The sequence below is a fragment of the Flagellimonas sp. L-11 genome (assembly GCF_056857735.1).
Genome location: NZ_JBSXNR010000019.1, coordinates 38,132 through 52,588, shown reverse-complemented (window position 1 = coordinate 52,588; position 14,457 = coordinate 38,132). Strand labels below are relative to the sequence as shown.

The following is a 14,457-nucleotide window of genomic DNA, read 5'->3' as shown; positions in this document are numbered from 1 at the left end:
CCCGATGCTTCCCTTGCCCAAGTGATTCCGGCCCTGAACGACATCTTGAACTATTTTGGCGGGGTGCCGCTCAATGCCAGATCCGACAATATGAAGCAATGGGTGGTGCGCAGCTGCAGGTATGAACCTACCTTTCCCCAGACACTGGAGCAGTGGGCCCTGCTGTTCGCTCTTGGGCTTTTGGTCCGCCTTGAAGAGCCTGTGGATCTCCTCCAGGGTCATCTCCGAGACCTCGCAGGGCGTCAGCCTGTAACACTTGAAGAACTCGATGTACTTGGCCACCGTGTTGCGGGAGATGCCCAGTTCCTTGCTGATGCGTCGTTTGCTGGCACCCTCGCCGTACAATTTGTAAATCCTTTTTGCCTTTCGCATATCTATCTGTTTGTTCGCCATGGTCTTTTTTACAAAAGAAACCATCGCATCACTTTAGAGGCTTGGGATACGTTGCCCAATTGTTTGGCAAGTTTTAATAATCCTACTTTGGTTTGATGATCTTTTCTTCTGTACTCATCTGACAAATCTAATTTAAGGGTTAAACTAATTTATTAAGATTGTCAGATTAAGTCTTAACTATTACAGCTAAATAAACGATATTGACCTACCCCCTTTCTATAATTTTTCTTCCTTTATCAAGTTCCCATTTTGGTCATAATAGCTCCATTTACCATGTTTATTACCATATTTATACTTTCCCTCCTCTTTAAGTTGACCGTTGGGATGATATACTTCCCAATTACCTTCCTTATTATCCTTATAATTATATCTGCCGGATTCTTTAATTGTTCCGTTTGGGTAATACAGTTCCCATTTGGCTTTATACCCATCTTTACTGTACGCTTTTAATGATTTTAGGTTGCCGTTTTCATAATAGGTTTTCCATTCTCCAACTGGCAAACTACCATGGTAGCCTCCATATTGTCCCGAAGTTTTCACAACTCCATCTTCGAAGTAACTTTTATAAAGGCCAGCATGGTAACCATATTCATCGTATTCTTGATATGTTTTCAATTGACCATTCTCATAATATTCACTCCATTTACCTACTTTCCTATTATTGCCTTCATTGTACCCAGTCCCAAATAAAGTCTCAATCTCCTTTTCAAAAGTACCCTCCTCCTTTAATTGTCCATTTTTATACCAGCTTAAATATTGGCCCCATAAATGCGACCGTACCGTACCATCCGTATAGGAAACCGATCTATAATTGACTGCTTCTTTTGTTGTTCCATTATCATAATAATAGTACCATCTCCCTATTTTACCAGTGATTTTTCCTCCATCCCAGTAGGTTCCTTGGGCGGCCAGTTGTCCATTTTTGTGGTAATGTTTCCATGGACCCACTTTTTTCTCCCCTACCTTTTCTCCCTCTTCCTTTAGTTGGCCATTTTCATAATAGGCCTGCCAAGCAACGGTATTGGAACCTTCCTTTGTTTTGGTTATCGACTTTAAGGCGCCACTGGGGTAATACTCCTTGGGGTTTCTTCTGTTGTCTTCCTCTTGGTTCCATTTCTCCCAGGCTGCTCTGTCCTTGGGATATTTTTTGAGGTTTTCCCCAATTTGGTACACTTCCCTAAACCTATCATCAAGTTCGTAGTTGGCCATGGCCTCTAAATAGGTGTTTACATGGTTCCTAAGCTCTTCCAAAAGCCCGTATTGTTCCGGGTTGTTGAAAAGTTTGTCTCCATCAAACAAATAGTTTAGGGATGCAATTCTTAAATAAAGGGTTTTTGATGTGGGTTGCGCCATGGCCTCCACTTCGTCCAGCTTTTCCAATACCGTTTTAAAATCGCCAGAGTTAAAGGCTTTTTCAGCTTCTTCAAATTTGAGCAATGTAACGGCATCTTGGGCTTGTAGACCAAATGCCATACATAATAGTAGGAGAAATATGGTTTTCTTCATAATCATTTTTTATTCAAAAACACTTTCGGGTATGGGTTCGTTTATTTTTAACCGGGTGGTTGTATTTATAATACTCGACATGTAGTTGTCCTGTTCCATCAAAAGGGCCAACTTTTCATCTCCCAACCCTTCTTCATAGTTATATCCTTCTTTGCCATGTTCAGATAATTGATAGGTTTTTGTAATCCTTTTAAAAGGGAAAGTCAAGCCTTTAACTTCACGGAAATCTGTAAATCGGATTATTGTAACCACACCGCCTTTTAAACTTGTAACGGTGCCAATGAGCCTACCCGATGTATTACTAAAATAGTAATTGACACTATAATTAGTACTGTTAACTTCTTGCTGTTGGTTAACAATAGTGGCTTCTTCACCACTAAAACTGCCCTGTCTGATCTTTAAGGATTGGACATCATCCATGTTAAAGGGCAATACCGAAACCAACGATAAGCTATTTGAAGTCAATTTATCGTAGAGCTTTTTGGTATGTTCAAAATTCGAAGTAAATAAAATACCTTTGTAAACGCCCTTTTCCTTATTGAATACGGTTTTGCTTCCATGCGGGCCTTCTATACTTAGGGAATATTTCCCTATTGCTTTTTTCGTGATGATGGTACTACTGTAATTTTCTACATACTGGCTGTTAAAATCATTTTCTTGATTTTCTTCGACAACCATTGTCTCTACGTTGGCAATATCTTCTTGACCACCAATGCTTGCATAATATTTATCAATTGTTTCTACAAAGGGTTTTGTGTATATGTTTTTTAATTCTGCTTCGGTTTTGGGGTAGACTTTAAGCTTTTCATGAATATTGTGCACTTCCCTAAACCTATCGTCAAGCCCTTGTTCCTTCATGGCATTTATATAGGTCTGGGTATTTTCCAACAAACTGCGCAACAATGTAAAGTCAAGCGTTGTTGATGGATCTGTAAATACTTTGTTTTCTGCACCCAACAACTGGTTTTGTGCCATGATTTTTAGGTAGAGTGTCTTTGAGGTAACTCCTATCCCTGCTTCAACTTCTGCAAGTTTCTCTATAACAGCCCTGTAATCGCCCGAGTTAAAGGCCTTTTCGGCTTCTTCAAATTTGAGCAATGTAACGGCATCTTGCCCCTGCATGCCAACGGTCAATAACAGCGATAATAAGAGGATACATTTTTTCATTGGTTTACTTATCAATTGTTCTTTATGGGAACTCCCAGACCTCCTGTGGTTTTGGGGCCCGGTTTATCCATAACATTTTTGTGCTCTTTTTTGAGTGTCCCCAAAGGAATGCCCAATGGGTTGGAGTCATTATTGGATTTTATCCCACTTTTGGGTTTTCCCTTATATTCCACTTCTTTTATACTAACGCCCTCGATGGACTTAAAACTATTTACAAATTCGTTCCGCATGGTTTTGGCGTCGTCCAAAGTGAGGTAATACCCTTGCATGGTAGGCCTGTGTGGGACCAGTACAGCAATTTCCTTATCCACTCTTCGCTGATAAGGCCAAGTGCCATTGTCGTATTGTGCTATTTCAAAGACATTGGAGACATAAACAGTGGTGTTTTTCTTGTTCATGGTACTGGAATCCGTGGCATAAAAGAAGTAATAAATCCGGTCGGTTTGCAGCTTGCTGCTAGACAAAGGGAGCGGCAAGCTTTCGCTAAAGGCATGCAAGATATTTTTGCGCTGATCGATGATCATTTTAAATGCTTCGCGTCTTAATCGCTCCTGTTCTTCCCGGTACCGTTGTTCCCTTTCCCGTTGCAATTTTAAGCGACGTTGCCGTTCTGCCTCGGCACGTTCCTCTGCTTCCCTTTGCTTTTTTCTTTGGGAGAGATCGGCGATTATGGATGCAGCTGTACCAACTACTACAGCACCGACCGCACCTTCCACATTCCCCTGTCTGGCAAACTCTTCCGCCAGTGGCTGTACTCCCTCTATATAATTGGTTCCACCATTTTGCATCTGTTGGGCCCATTGGCCCATCGTCTGATCGGCGGCATTTTGTAAATTTTGCGATTGACGTTGCTGTTCGGCCAGTCTTTGTCGCATTGCGGCGATTTGCCGGCGCCTTTCCTCCATTTTTTTCTGGTAGACCTGGTTTTGACCGGCACCTTGACGGGCATAATCCGAAGTAGCTGTGGAAACGGATTGGTTATTCCCTATTTTTAAAGCCGCATCATTATTAAGCGTAGAAGGATTTTTATAATTATCGGAAATTGCCCCTGCATCCATACTGGACAGAACCAAAGTCTTTTTCTTTTTCTTGGTCTGCAGGCGCGCAATGGTGTTTTGTGCACTTATAATGTCGTCTTCTGCATATTTGGTGCTTACATTTCCCCCAAAACGTTGATTGATATCTTTTTGGACACCAATAGCTTGTCGCTTATAGGTTATGAACGCCTCCAATTTGTCAATGGCCTCTTGTCTGTCCGCTTCAAAATTTGGATTGTTGTCCGTTAATTTGTTGCTGGCCCGATGCCCTTCTTCCCATGCTTTCTGGGCCTTATCGTCCAAAACGTTCTTTTGGTCATACATGGCCTCAATCTCAGCTTGTCTTTTTTCCTTCTCTGCCGCTTTCTCACATCTGCACTCCAAACATTCGATTATCCGTTCCATATTTTCATAACCGGCAAGGGACCCCCTTATATCGTCACAGTCAATTTTAACATTGGGCATTGCGGCAATCCCTTCACATTCCGTGCATGGAAAACTGTTCTGTGCCGTCAACGAAAAGGTAGAAATTACAAAAATGAAGACTGGAAGTGTTTTGAACATACCATTTAAATTAAGCAATGGGACAAAAAAAGCTGATGCCCGGACCAAATGCCTATTCACTGCAAAGCTACCTCATAAAAAGCCCCATGTAAATACCGCATTTTAGGTAATTTTAACATAAATCCCTAATTTAATCGCTGAACCGACCTAACAACTTAAGCACATGAACCCAAACCTTGTTCCTGTATTCCAGGCTTGGAAAAAGGGATATAAAGACCGCATAAAAAAGCCTTCTCGGTTTAAAATTCCGACAAAATTGGTGCGCATGGCTTCACTTTTTACGCCAGGCCAGTTCTATTTCTACATTGCCAACACATTTACCTTTGAGTTGGAATATGTTTCCCCTGGAGTAGTGGATTTGTTGGGTATGGATCCCGAGAAAACCACTATGGATCTGTTGTTGGACATGGCCTTGCCCGAGGTTATTCCCACCATTGCCCAAAAGGAAGCGGCCATCAGCGATTTTTTCAATCGTTTTCTCACCGAGAAGGAACGTTTACATTATAAAAATGTATATACCTATCCCTATAGAAACCATCGAGGTGAAAAACGTGATATGATGATACAGGTTTCGCCCTTGTCACTTTCCGAAGACGGTACAACACAGCATCAACTGGGCATACATACCGATATTACCCACCTTGGCGTTGAGCACAATGATACAGTATCCTATTTCAGCATTGATGGAGGAAAAAATTACTTGAACGTTTCTGCGAGCAAAGGTGTTTTTGATCCCAATATGGGAAAGGAGGTACGTAATGCAATAGCTAAATCCCTCACCAAAAGGGAAAGGGAAATAGCCGAGCTTTTGGCCAAGGGCCTAAATGATGCGGAAATTGCGGAGGAATTGAAGATAGCTTTTCTCACTGTCCGTACACATAGAAGGAACATGCTCAAAAAGACCCAGTGTAAAAATAGCGTGGAGCTGGTAACCCTATGCCTTATGTGCGGGATAATTTAAATGGACACATAAGTACGATTATAGGGTTACTTCCTTTAAGTTTGCCATCTAAATCAAGTACTAATATTAATATTGCGGTCGAGCGTCCAATTGCACAATAATTTCGTACTTCAAATAGTGAATAATCCTTTTCAAACCTATAAAAGCAGGCTTTACACTTGAAAAATGAAATAACAGCATCAGCACATGGTCAATTAAGCACCGAACGGCTATATTTTATAGATGCGTTACGTGCATGGGCCATATTGATGATGCTACAGGGACATTTTGTGTCCTCGTTATTGGCAGATACTTATCGAGAAGGAGGAGGTTCACTCTTTTTTGCTTGGAGTTACCTAAGAGGTGTGACAGCCCCTGTGTTCTTTACCGTATCAGGATTTATATTCACCTATTTACTCCTCAAGAGATATGGGATGGGATGGTCAAATCCACGGGTAAAAAAAGGGATTAAAAGAGGTGGCTTGCTCATTGTCATCGGCTATATATTGCAAATCCGGTTTGGGCGATTGTGGGAAGGTTCCATCAATCCGAACTTTGATATTGTCCACGTACTCCAATGCTTGGGGCTCTCCATTGTATTGATTATCATTCTTTATTTGATTTCCTATCGGTTCAAAACGTATGTTTTTCAAATTCTGCTGGGTTCCATTACCATTCTACTTTTCTTGTCCAGTGCCACCTTTGGCCAATGGGAATATAGTTCCTTGCCCGATGGGCTCTCAAATTATTTTACCCGGGCGAACGGTTCGGTTTTTACCATAGTGCCCTGGTTTGGTTTTGCAACGGCGGGTGCCTGCATTTCCGGATTCTTCCATTACAATCTCAACAAACAGGGGTTTTATAGGAAAGCATTATTGGCTACCCTCGCCGTTGGCACTCTACTTATTTTCCAATCCTATGAATTCATAAGGGATCTTGAAAACCTTACCGATCTCCAATTTTTTAAAAGCGCACTTGGGGAAAGCTATCTTTTTGCCCGCTTGGGCGTGGTCCTGTTGGTTTTTGCAACATTTATGCTCTTGAGAAACTTTTTGAACCACAAAATCGTCCTTGATATCGGTCGGCATACCTTGGCCATCTATGTTGTCCACTCCATTGTCCTCTACGGCAGTATCACAGGTTACGGATTGAGCAGGTACCATCACCACTCTCTGTCCCTATCACAAGCAATTATTGGAGCAGTATGCTTTGTTTTTTTGACAAGTTTCTTGGTTTTGATGTTCTATAAGAGAGTAAAGCAACCTATAAGTTAAAAACAATTTCATTGGAAAGACTGCATGTGGCTACATCCTATTAAAAAACAGCCAATCTTTATTAAATCTTTATAACACTATCCATACCTTTATGACCGCCAACCGAATTATGGGATTCTATGTCGTTTTTTAAATGGGGAAGGTTAAGGCTTGTTGATTGGAAGTATTTCAACACCCTTTTTCAGATAGCATTCTACGCCAGCATTATTGGGGTTTTTCTTTTTATTATCGATTTTGGGTTTGATAAATCACGGCAGGTCCAGAATTGGTTCAACACCTTCTATTTTGTGGTCATCGGTCTGGGTATTTTGGCCACTGTTCTGCGGTATGTGGAGCGCATTAAGCAAATCAAGCGTTCTGTCATCATTTTTGATGCCGTGACCATTTTGGCGACCATGGCCATACTCTATGCCCATTTTTTTGAAGCGGCGCACAAACACTTATCATTCCTGTACAATGACAATTGGGTGAAATTTGCCATCATCCTTACGTTTATTCGAGAATTTTCGGAGCAAAACATCAATTATAAGAAGACAAGGCTCAATCCGGCACAACTGTTCATTGCAAGTTTTTTGGGTATTATATTCGTGGGATCCCTATTATTGATGCTCCCCAATGCCACCTACGAAGGCATCTCGTTTTTGGATGCATTGTTCACTTCAACAAGTGCTGTCTGCGTCACGGGCTTGATCGTTGTGGATACCGGTAGCTTTTTCACCACTTTTGGGCAATCGGTAATCCTTTGCCTTATACAGGCCGGGGGAATCGGCATACTTACCGTGGCCAGTTATTTCAGCTACTTTTTTAAGGGCGGGGCCTCTTACGAGAACCAGTTGACCTTAAGTGATATGACGGGAAGTAAAAAACTCGGCGAGGTGTTCTCCACCCTCAAACGTATCCTTCTCATCACATTCTCCATAGAATTGGTAGCGGCCCTATTGATATATATAAGCGCGGACAAAACTGTATTCGGGTCATTTTTTGAGCGTTTCTTTTTCTCTGTGTTCCATGCGGTATCCGCTTTCTGTAATGCAGGGTTCTCAACCCTGCCCAACAGTCTATACGAAACAGGTTTTCGTTACAATTACCCTCTCCAAGGTGTCATTATTGCCGCTTTTGTGCTGGGCGGGTTGGGTTTTCCCATTGTGGTCAACATTATAAAATATCTTAAATATTTCTTTCTCAAAAAGTTCTTTTATTTTAGAGGGAAACAGCAGACACATAAACCTTGGGTATTGACCCTGAACAGCCGTATTACGCTCATAACCACCTCAACCCTGACTGTTTTGGGAACCGTGATGTTCTATTTCAATGAATATAACAATACCCTGGCAGAACATGTTGGTGTTGGGAAGGTAGTGACGGCACTTTTTGGTGCAGCTACTCCCAGAACGGCCGGTTTCAATACTGTGGACATGGCTGCTTTGGACTTTTCCACCGTTATGATGATTTTTCTGTTGATGTGGGTCGGGGCTTCGCCAGCTTCCACGGGAGGCGGTATCAAAACCAATACCTTTGCCATTGCCACACTAAATTTTTTGAGTCTTGCCAAGGGAAAATCAAAGATTGAGATCTTTCGTAGGGAAATTGCGGAAATATCGGTGCGAAGAGCCTTTGCGGTAATAGCCCTATCATTGATGGTCATTGGTACGGGAATCATCCTTATCTCTGTTTTTGACAGTGAAAAGAAACTATTGGATATCGCCTTCGAATGTTTCTCGGCGTACAGTACCGTAGGATTGAGTCTTGGAATAACCGCAAAGTTGAGCGCTGCCAGTAAGTTTGTTATAATAGCAGTGATGTTTATTGGACGGATCAGCATGCTTACCTTATTGATTGCAGTGTTCAAAAAGATAAAACAAAAGAATTATAGGTATCCCGTTGAGGAACTTACTATAAACTAAAACATAAGTATGAAGTATATCGTTGTGGGATTGGGCAGTTTTGGAGCTTCACTGTCGGAAAAACTTACCGAACAGGGCAATGAGGTCATTGGCATTGACACCAACATGAATCGCGTGGATAACTATAAGGAGCGTATTTCCCATACCATTTGTATGGATGCCACGGATGAATTTACTGTTTCTGGATTGCCCCTGGACGACACCGATATGGTGATCGTGGCCATTGGGGAAGATAAGGGAGCCAGTGTAATGGCCACGGCACTATTCAAGAACTTCCAGGTAAAACGCTTGATCAGTAGGTCCATTGATGAACTGCACGAGAAGGTGTTGCATGCCATTGGGGTGGACGAAATTGTACATCCCGAGGAGGAATCGGCTGAACGCTGGGCCAAAAAGCTGTGCTTAAAAGGAGTCGTCGATTCCTTTGAGCTGAACGATGATTACAGTATTGTCGAGGTCAACGTGCCCATTAAACTGCACGGAAAGACCATTAGGGAGAGCAATATCAGGGAACAGTACAATTTGCTGGTATTGACCACAATTGCAAACACGGAAGAACGGACCAATGTGGGAAAGACAAGGAACGTTACCAAAGTAAAGGGTGTAGCCAATCCCAATAGCGAACTCAATAAGGATGACATTATCGTGGTTTATGGTTCCAACAAGGACATCAAAAGGTTTTTAAAGGAGGATTAATACAAAGACCTATCCATTTTGAGTTCACCAAAAAAAAAGCGTTATGATATGTTACCGGTTTTTTGTTGGTAACGTTTGCAGATTCCCTTGGCCTTTAATTTAGTTTAAAAACCTCCCTTATTTGTCGTAGGCCCATATGGCCTTCAATAAGGCCAGAAATCAGAACAAGGTATTTTTGACCGAGCATTAGCACCTCCTTTTAAATTATTGATGATATCCCGGAATTCTTTTATCAAAAGATAGGATTAGGGACATTTGTGTCACCTAACATAAGTGCAACGGCAACGGGGGCAGGTGTACAAACGCCTTTGCCAAAAAGAGGTTTTGTCTCAACGTCCCCTTGTACGGGACCATTGACACAGTGCTCCTCAAGCTAAAAACTGGCGTGCAAAACTTCGCTCTTGGCCAACGATCACTGTGTTGCCCTATGCCTGCCATCAGTATCGCAAATAGTACTGTCGGGGTCACCAATACCAACCCTTGTTTTGACAAATGCAATGGCAGTATGGATGAGAGGGTGAACATTGAGAACTAACTTATTGCCCATAGTACGGGCCCCTATAAACTTAAACCAAAATGTTAAATGGATCCAAAATATAAAAGTACTGGCCATTAAACATTTTTTGGCCCCCTTATTCTTGGAAGCAATGGAAAACATTTGGTCTTTTGGCCAAATCCATTGTGGTCATGCTCCATTGGAAAAGTTGACTTTTAAGAACCATTAACATTACATACACGAACCTTAAGTAATCCTTATAATAATCGTCCCAACCACCACTTTAATTTATGCCCAAAACCTTGGAATAAACGTTACAAAAAACATAAACCCCAGTATTATTGGGATTTAAGGGCTATATTTCTTATCTTTGCCCTGATGAACGTCAAGCTCCACGAGAGAAAAAATTGCAGGATCCTAAGTTTTAATTATCTGGTATTTAGAAACCAGCCAGATAAGTTTATACCGCCTACGCTATAATTACCTTCCCTTAACCCGGGAAGTTGACCCCATTATAATGGAAATTACGGAAAAAGATTTCCGCCATTTTCCATTAGCCCTAGTCGTAACCATTAACAAAAAACCAAATCCATTATCGTTCAAAACAAAAGCATGGTAATCAAAACCTACGATGCCTATACTAGACTTTCTACCATGGAAGCAAATCGGTTTGCCAACTTTCTTTTTGACCATCAAGAGGGAAAAAAGGCAGAGAAAAAAGCCATTAGAAAAGCTATTCAGTATTCCACCAAAGACATTCCCGGATTGGGCGGATATGTATTTGCCATGGAAGAAAAAAATGAAATTTTAGGTTTAGCTGTTGTGAACAAGACCGGTATGGGAGACTATATCCCCGAAAACTTTCTTGTATTCTTTGTAATACACAGAGACCACAGGGGCAACAACATCGAACAGAAACTATTGGACTATACGCTCCAATATTGCAAGGGGGACGTTGCCATCCACATTACCGGTGAAAACCAATATCCGAACAAAAAATTTTTCGAAGAAAAAGGGTTCAATGCAACCCATTTAGAAATGAGATTGAACAGATAAATCATTATATGCTAAAAATAGAAGTTAAGCCAGGCGAAAGTATTGAAAGGGCTCTAAAACGCTACAAAAGAAAATATAGAAACACCAAGCGTTTGGACCAAATACGAAGCCGTCAAGAATACACTAAAAAATCAGTAGAACGCCGTAAAACATTAAAAAAGGCACAATACAAGGAACAATTCCTGAACGAACAGGAAGACCAATAACATAAAAACTCTAGTATCAACAACAATAAAATGAGACTTTCAAGAATTAAAAGGGAAACCAAATATGAAAAACGTTACAGCGTTAAAATGGGGGAACTTACCACCCAAGTTACGTATATCAAACAGTACATTATAGGGCTTCCCGTTCGCACTTTGCACAAATACCGTGAAACTTACTATGGTGAGGTCAAAGATTGTGAAGAATGTAATGTATTAGCATAACACCATTATAATTTAATAACCCTTTAATAAAACAAATGAAAGTATTGGTTATTGGCGCAGGTAACATGGGGCTTACCTATGCCACAGGTATGTCCAAATCCAAATTGTTGAAGAAACGCAACATTATGGTGCTGGACAAGTCAAAAGAAAAATTGGAAGAAGTGGGAAAAATTGCCTATTTCGATGCCATTGACAAAATCGAGGATTGTGTTCCACAGGCAGACATTATCTTTTTGGCAGTAAAACCCTACCATGCGGAAGAACTCTTCCAACGCATGAAAAAATTGGTAAACCCGGAACAATTGTTCATTTCCATTATGGCGGGGGTCACCATAAACTATATTCAAGAAGCCTTGGGAATAAAAAAAGTGGTGAGGGCCATGCCCAATTTGCCGGCACAGGTTGGGAAAGGGCTGACCAGCTATGTTTCCGCCGAAGAAGTATCCCGTTTGGAACTTTTTATGGTAGAAGGCCTGTTGGACACCACAGGAAAATCGCTCCGGGTAAAAAATGAGAAATTCATTGATGCCTCCACCGGAATTTCCGGAAGTGGGCCGGCATACGTTTTTTACTTTATGCAAAGTATGATGGAAGCCGCCCTACAAATGGGATTCTCCGAAAATGTATCCAAAGTATTGGTGAGCCAAACCTTTACCGGTGCGGTAGAGTTGTTCAACCAAAACAACCTGAATCCCGACACCTGGATGGAAATGGTAGCCTCCAAAGGAGGAACAACCAGAGCCGCCTTGGACTCCATGGAAGACAATAATGTAAACGAATTAATCAAAGAAGCCGCCTTCGCAGCATTTGGCAGAGCTGTGGAACTGGGCGAAGAATACTAAACCATGTACAAAGAACTAGTGGTCATCAAAGTAGGCACAAATGTGATGACCAACAAAGACAACAGAATAGTAAGACCTGTGCTAAACAATTTGGTGCAACAAATTGCAGAACTGTACGAACGAGACATCATGACCATTTTGGTCTCCTCCGGATCGGTAATTGCCGGTAAGGAGGTGCTGGGAAAAGCAAAAATCAAGGACAAAACCCAACGTAGGCAAGTGTATTCTGCCATTGGGCAACCCAGAATGATGAGGCATTATTACAACATCTTTAACGATTACGGTATGAAATGTGCCCAAGTACTCCCCACTAAAAGGGATTTTAACCCAGGGGTGCACCGCGACAACATGATCAATTGCCTTGAAGGCCTCCTTTCCGAAGGAGTAATCCCGATAGCCAATGAAGATGATGCCGTTTCCGTATCCATGTCCATGTTTTCGGACAACGACGAGCTGGCCACCTTGCTTGCGCAATTAATGAGGGCCGATAAATTAATCCTGATGACGGATATTGACGGCCTGTATGATGGACACCCTGAAAAGGCGGATTCCAAGGTAATCGATAAAGTTGAGCCCAAAGAAGACCTAGATAAATATATTGAAGAGGGCAACAAACAAGAAGGTGAAGGCCGCGGCGGTATGGGTTCAAAATTGAGCTACGCACAAAAAGCAGCTGCCGATAACATTCCATCCTACATTGTTAACGGTAAGCGGGATAACGTAATCCTAGATGTTATAGACGGAAAAAACGTAGGAACAGAAGTTTCAAAACCAGAGTAATGAAGTTATTAAAAACAGATTTAAAAAATAAAGTATTACAAGATATGGAGCGTATTCTCGATCAAAACCGAGAAGAATTGCTCCAAGCCAACAAAAAGGATCTTGACGCATTTAACCGCGACGATCAAGCATTGTACGATCGTTTGGTTGTAGACCAAAAGAAGGTAGACCAAATGATCCAGGCCGTAAAAGAGGTTCGTTTGCAGGAGGACCCTGTTAACAAGGAAATCTCCACAAGAGAGCTGGACAACGGGTTGAAAATCATCAACCGTACAGCCCCTTTCGGCACTATAATGATTATTTACGAATCACGTCCGGATGTAACCGTCGAGGCCGCCGTACTAGCTTTCAAGGCCAACAACAAAATATTGTTGAAAGGTGGTAAAGAAGCCTACCATAGCAATAAGGCCCTTGTAAAGTTTTGGCACCAAGCCTTGTCCGAAAACGGATTACCGGAGGATTTTATCCAGTTCTTGGAAATGGACAGGACACAAACTCAGGAATTTTTAAGGAATCCAGACCAAGACTTGGACCTTATCGTTCCCCGTGGTGGTGAGCGCTTGATCGCCTTTGTAAAGGAACACGCCAAATGCGCCGTTTTGATAAGCGGTAGAGGAAACAATTTCCTATATGTACACAAAGAAGCCGATTGGGAAAAGAGCCTAAAAGTAATATTGAACGCGAAAACCCATAAAATCTCTGCCTGTAACGCATTGGACAAAGTTTTGATGGATACCCAAATTGACGGTTATGAGGACAAGCTCAAGGAATTGCAGCAAGTCCTTACCGCCAACAACGTATCCATCTTGGTAGATGATCAAGTCAAAAAAGTATTGAAGGATGAGGAAGTAATTCCGGACCCTTCCGTTTGGCAAGAAGAGTTTTTGGCCATGAAGTGTGTTATCGGTGCCGTCAACAATATTGATGAAGCCGTAGAGAAAATCAACAAAAACTCTGGCGGGCACTCTGCCTCCATCATGACAGAAAACAATGATGTGGCAAAAACCTTTATGGAAAATGTGGACTGTGCAGCAGTGTACCAAAACGCCTCCACCCGATTCACCGATGGTGGACAAATGGGCGTTGGTGCGGAATTGGCCATTAGCACCGATAAATTGCACCATCGCGGGCCTTTGGGCCTAAAACAATTGGTGACCAACAAATACTATGTATTTGGAGACGGTCAGATAAGGGTGTAAACATGAGCTTACATAATTCAAAGGGAGGCCGATCGGCCTCCTTTTTTTATCCCAAAAACATGGCACCATTCCCATTTATCTTTCAAAAAGAGCAAAAGCTTACTTTATTGGTGATTTCTCCCTCATTTATTGGTCAATTTTTAATATATTATCTAGATTTATTACTTAAAACATA

The 14,457-nt window shown here is 41.7% G+C and carries 13 protein-coding genes and 1 pseudogene; 11 read left to right on the top strand and 3 right to left on the bottom strand.

Features of this window, described 5'->3' with window-relative positions; translation table 11 throughout:
- Nucleotides 1–489: pseudogene (locus AC13CC_RS01295) on the top strand (hypothetical protein); the annotation flags it as partial.
- Nucleotides 490–609: 120 nt separating this feature from the next.
- On the opposite strand, the gene AC13CC_RS01290 reads toward AC13CC_RS01295, so the two are convergent.
- The 3 genes from AC13CC_RS01290 to AC13CC_RS01280 are packed head-to-tail and all read right to left on the bottom strand — an operon-like array spanning nucleotide 610 to nucleotide 4,667.
- Nucleotides 610–1,899, bottom strand: a complete 1,290-nt coding sequence (locus AC13CC_RS01290) for a toxin-antitoxin system YwqK family antitoxin (protein ID WP_482875784.1) — start codon at nucleotides 1,897–1,899, stop codon at nucleotides 610–612.
- A 9-nt stretch (nucleotides 1,900–1,908) separates the two neighbouring features.
- Nucleotides 1,909–3,066 carry a hypothetical protein gene (locus AC13CC_RS01285; protein WP_482875782.1) on the bottom strand — a complete coding sequence of 386 codons (1,158 nt, stop codon included), beginning with the start codon at nucleotides 3,064–3,066 and terminating at the stop codon, nucleotides 1,909–1,911.
- An 11-nt stretch (nucleotides 3,067–3,077) separates the two neighbouring features.
- Entirely contained in the window at nucleotides 3,078–4,667 is a 1,590-nt protein-coding gene (locus AC13CC_RS01280; RefSeq protein ID WP_482875781.1) for a hypothetical protein, read from the bottom strand.
- 163 nt (nucleotides 4,668–4,830) lie between these two features.
- Here AC13CC_RS01280 and AC13CC_RS01275 point away from each other — a divergent pair, with 163 nt between their 5' ends.
- From AC13CC_RS01275 to AC13CC_RS01230, 10 genes are all read left to right on the top strand, one after another.
- Complete coding sequence (locus AC13CC_RS01275; protein WP_482878232.1) at nucleotides 4,831–5,628, top strand: LuxR C-terminal-related transcriptional regulator; 798 nt, start codon at nucleotides 4,831–4,833, stop codon at nucleotides 5,626–5,628.
- 158 nt (nucleotides 5,629–5,786) lie between these two features.
- The gene (locus AC13CC_RS01270; RefSeq protein ID WP_482875777.1) at nucleotides 5,787–6,881 is read left to right on the top strand and encodes an acyltransferase family protein; all 1,095 of its coding nucleotides are present in this window, start codon (nucleotides 5,787–5,789) and stop codon (nucleotides 6,879–6,881) included.
- A gap of 119 nt (nucleotides 6,882–7,000) precedes the next feature.
- Nucleotides 7,001–8,785 (top strand): TrkH family potassium uptake protein, encoded by a 1,785-nt coding sequence (locus AC13CC_RS01265; RefSeq protein WP_482875776.1) that lies wholly within the window; start codon nucleotides 7,001–7,003, stop codon nucleotides 8,783–8,785.
- A 9-nt stretch (nucleotides 8,786–8,794) separates the two neighbouring features.
- Nucleotides 8,795–9,481: an NAD-binding protein gene (locus AC13CC_RS01260; RefSeq protein ID WP_482875775.1), complete on the top strand. Its 687-nt coding sequence runs from the start codon at nucleotides 8,795–8,797 to the stop codon at nucleotides 9,479–9,481.
- A gap of 1,108 nt (nucleotides 9,482–10,589) precedes the next feature.
- Nucleotides 10,590–11,033, top strand: coding sequence for a GNAT family N-acetyltransferase (locus tag AC13CC_RS01255; protein ID WP_326276939.1), 444 nt, complete (start codon nucleotides 10,590–10,592; stop codon nucleotides 11,031–11,033).
- Between the two features lie 8 nt (nucleotides 11,034–11,041).
- Nucleotides 11,042–11,239 (top strand): 30S ribosomal protein S21, encoded by a 198-nt coding sequence (gene rpsU, locus AC13CC_RS01250; protein WP_014033016.1) that lies wholly within the window; start codon nucleotides 11,042–11,044, stop codon nucleotides 11,237–11,239.
- A gap of 30 nt (nucleotides 11,240–11,269) precedes the next feature.
- Entirely contained in the window at nucleotides 11,270–11,461 is a 192-nt protein-coding gene (locus tag AC13CC_RS01245; RefSeq protein ID WP_293166948.1) for a hypothetical protein, read from the top strand.
- Nucleotides 11,462–11,496: 35 nt separating this feature from the next.
- On the top strand, nucleotides 11,497–12,303 hold the full coding sequence (gene proC, locus AC13CC_RS01240) for a pyrroline-5-carboxylate reductase (protein WP_326276938.1): 807 nt from the start codon (nucleotides 11,497–11,499) through the stop codon (nucleotides 12,301–12,303).
- A gap of 3 nt (nucleotides 12,304–12,306) precedes the next feature.
- Nucleotides 12,307–13,083: a glutamate 5-kinase gene (gene proB, locus AC13CC_RS01235; RefSeq protein ID WP_014033013.1), complete on the top strand. Its 777-nt coding sequence runs from the start codon at nucleotides 12,307–12,309 to the stop codon at nucleotides 13,081–13,083.
- Nucleotides 13,083–14,282 (top strand): glutamate-5-semialdehyde dehydrogenase, encoded by a 1,200-nt coding sequence (locus AC13CC_RS01230; protein WP_326276937.1) that lies wholly within the window; start codon nucleotides 13,083–13,085, stop codon nucleotides 14,280–14,282. The genes proB and AC13CC_RS01230 overlap by 1 nt, the downstream gene beginning before the upstream one ends.
- The last annotated feature ends 175 nt before the right edge of the window (nucleotides 14,283–14,457 follow it).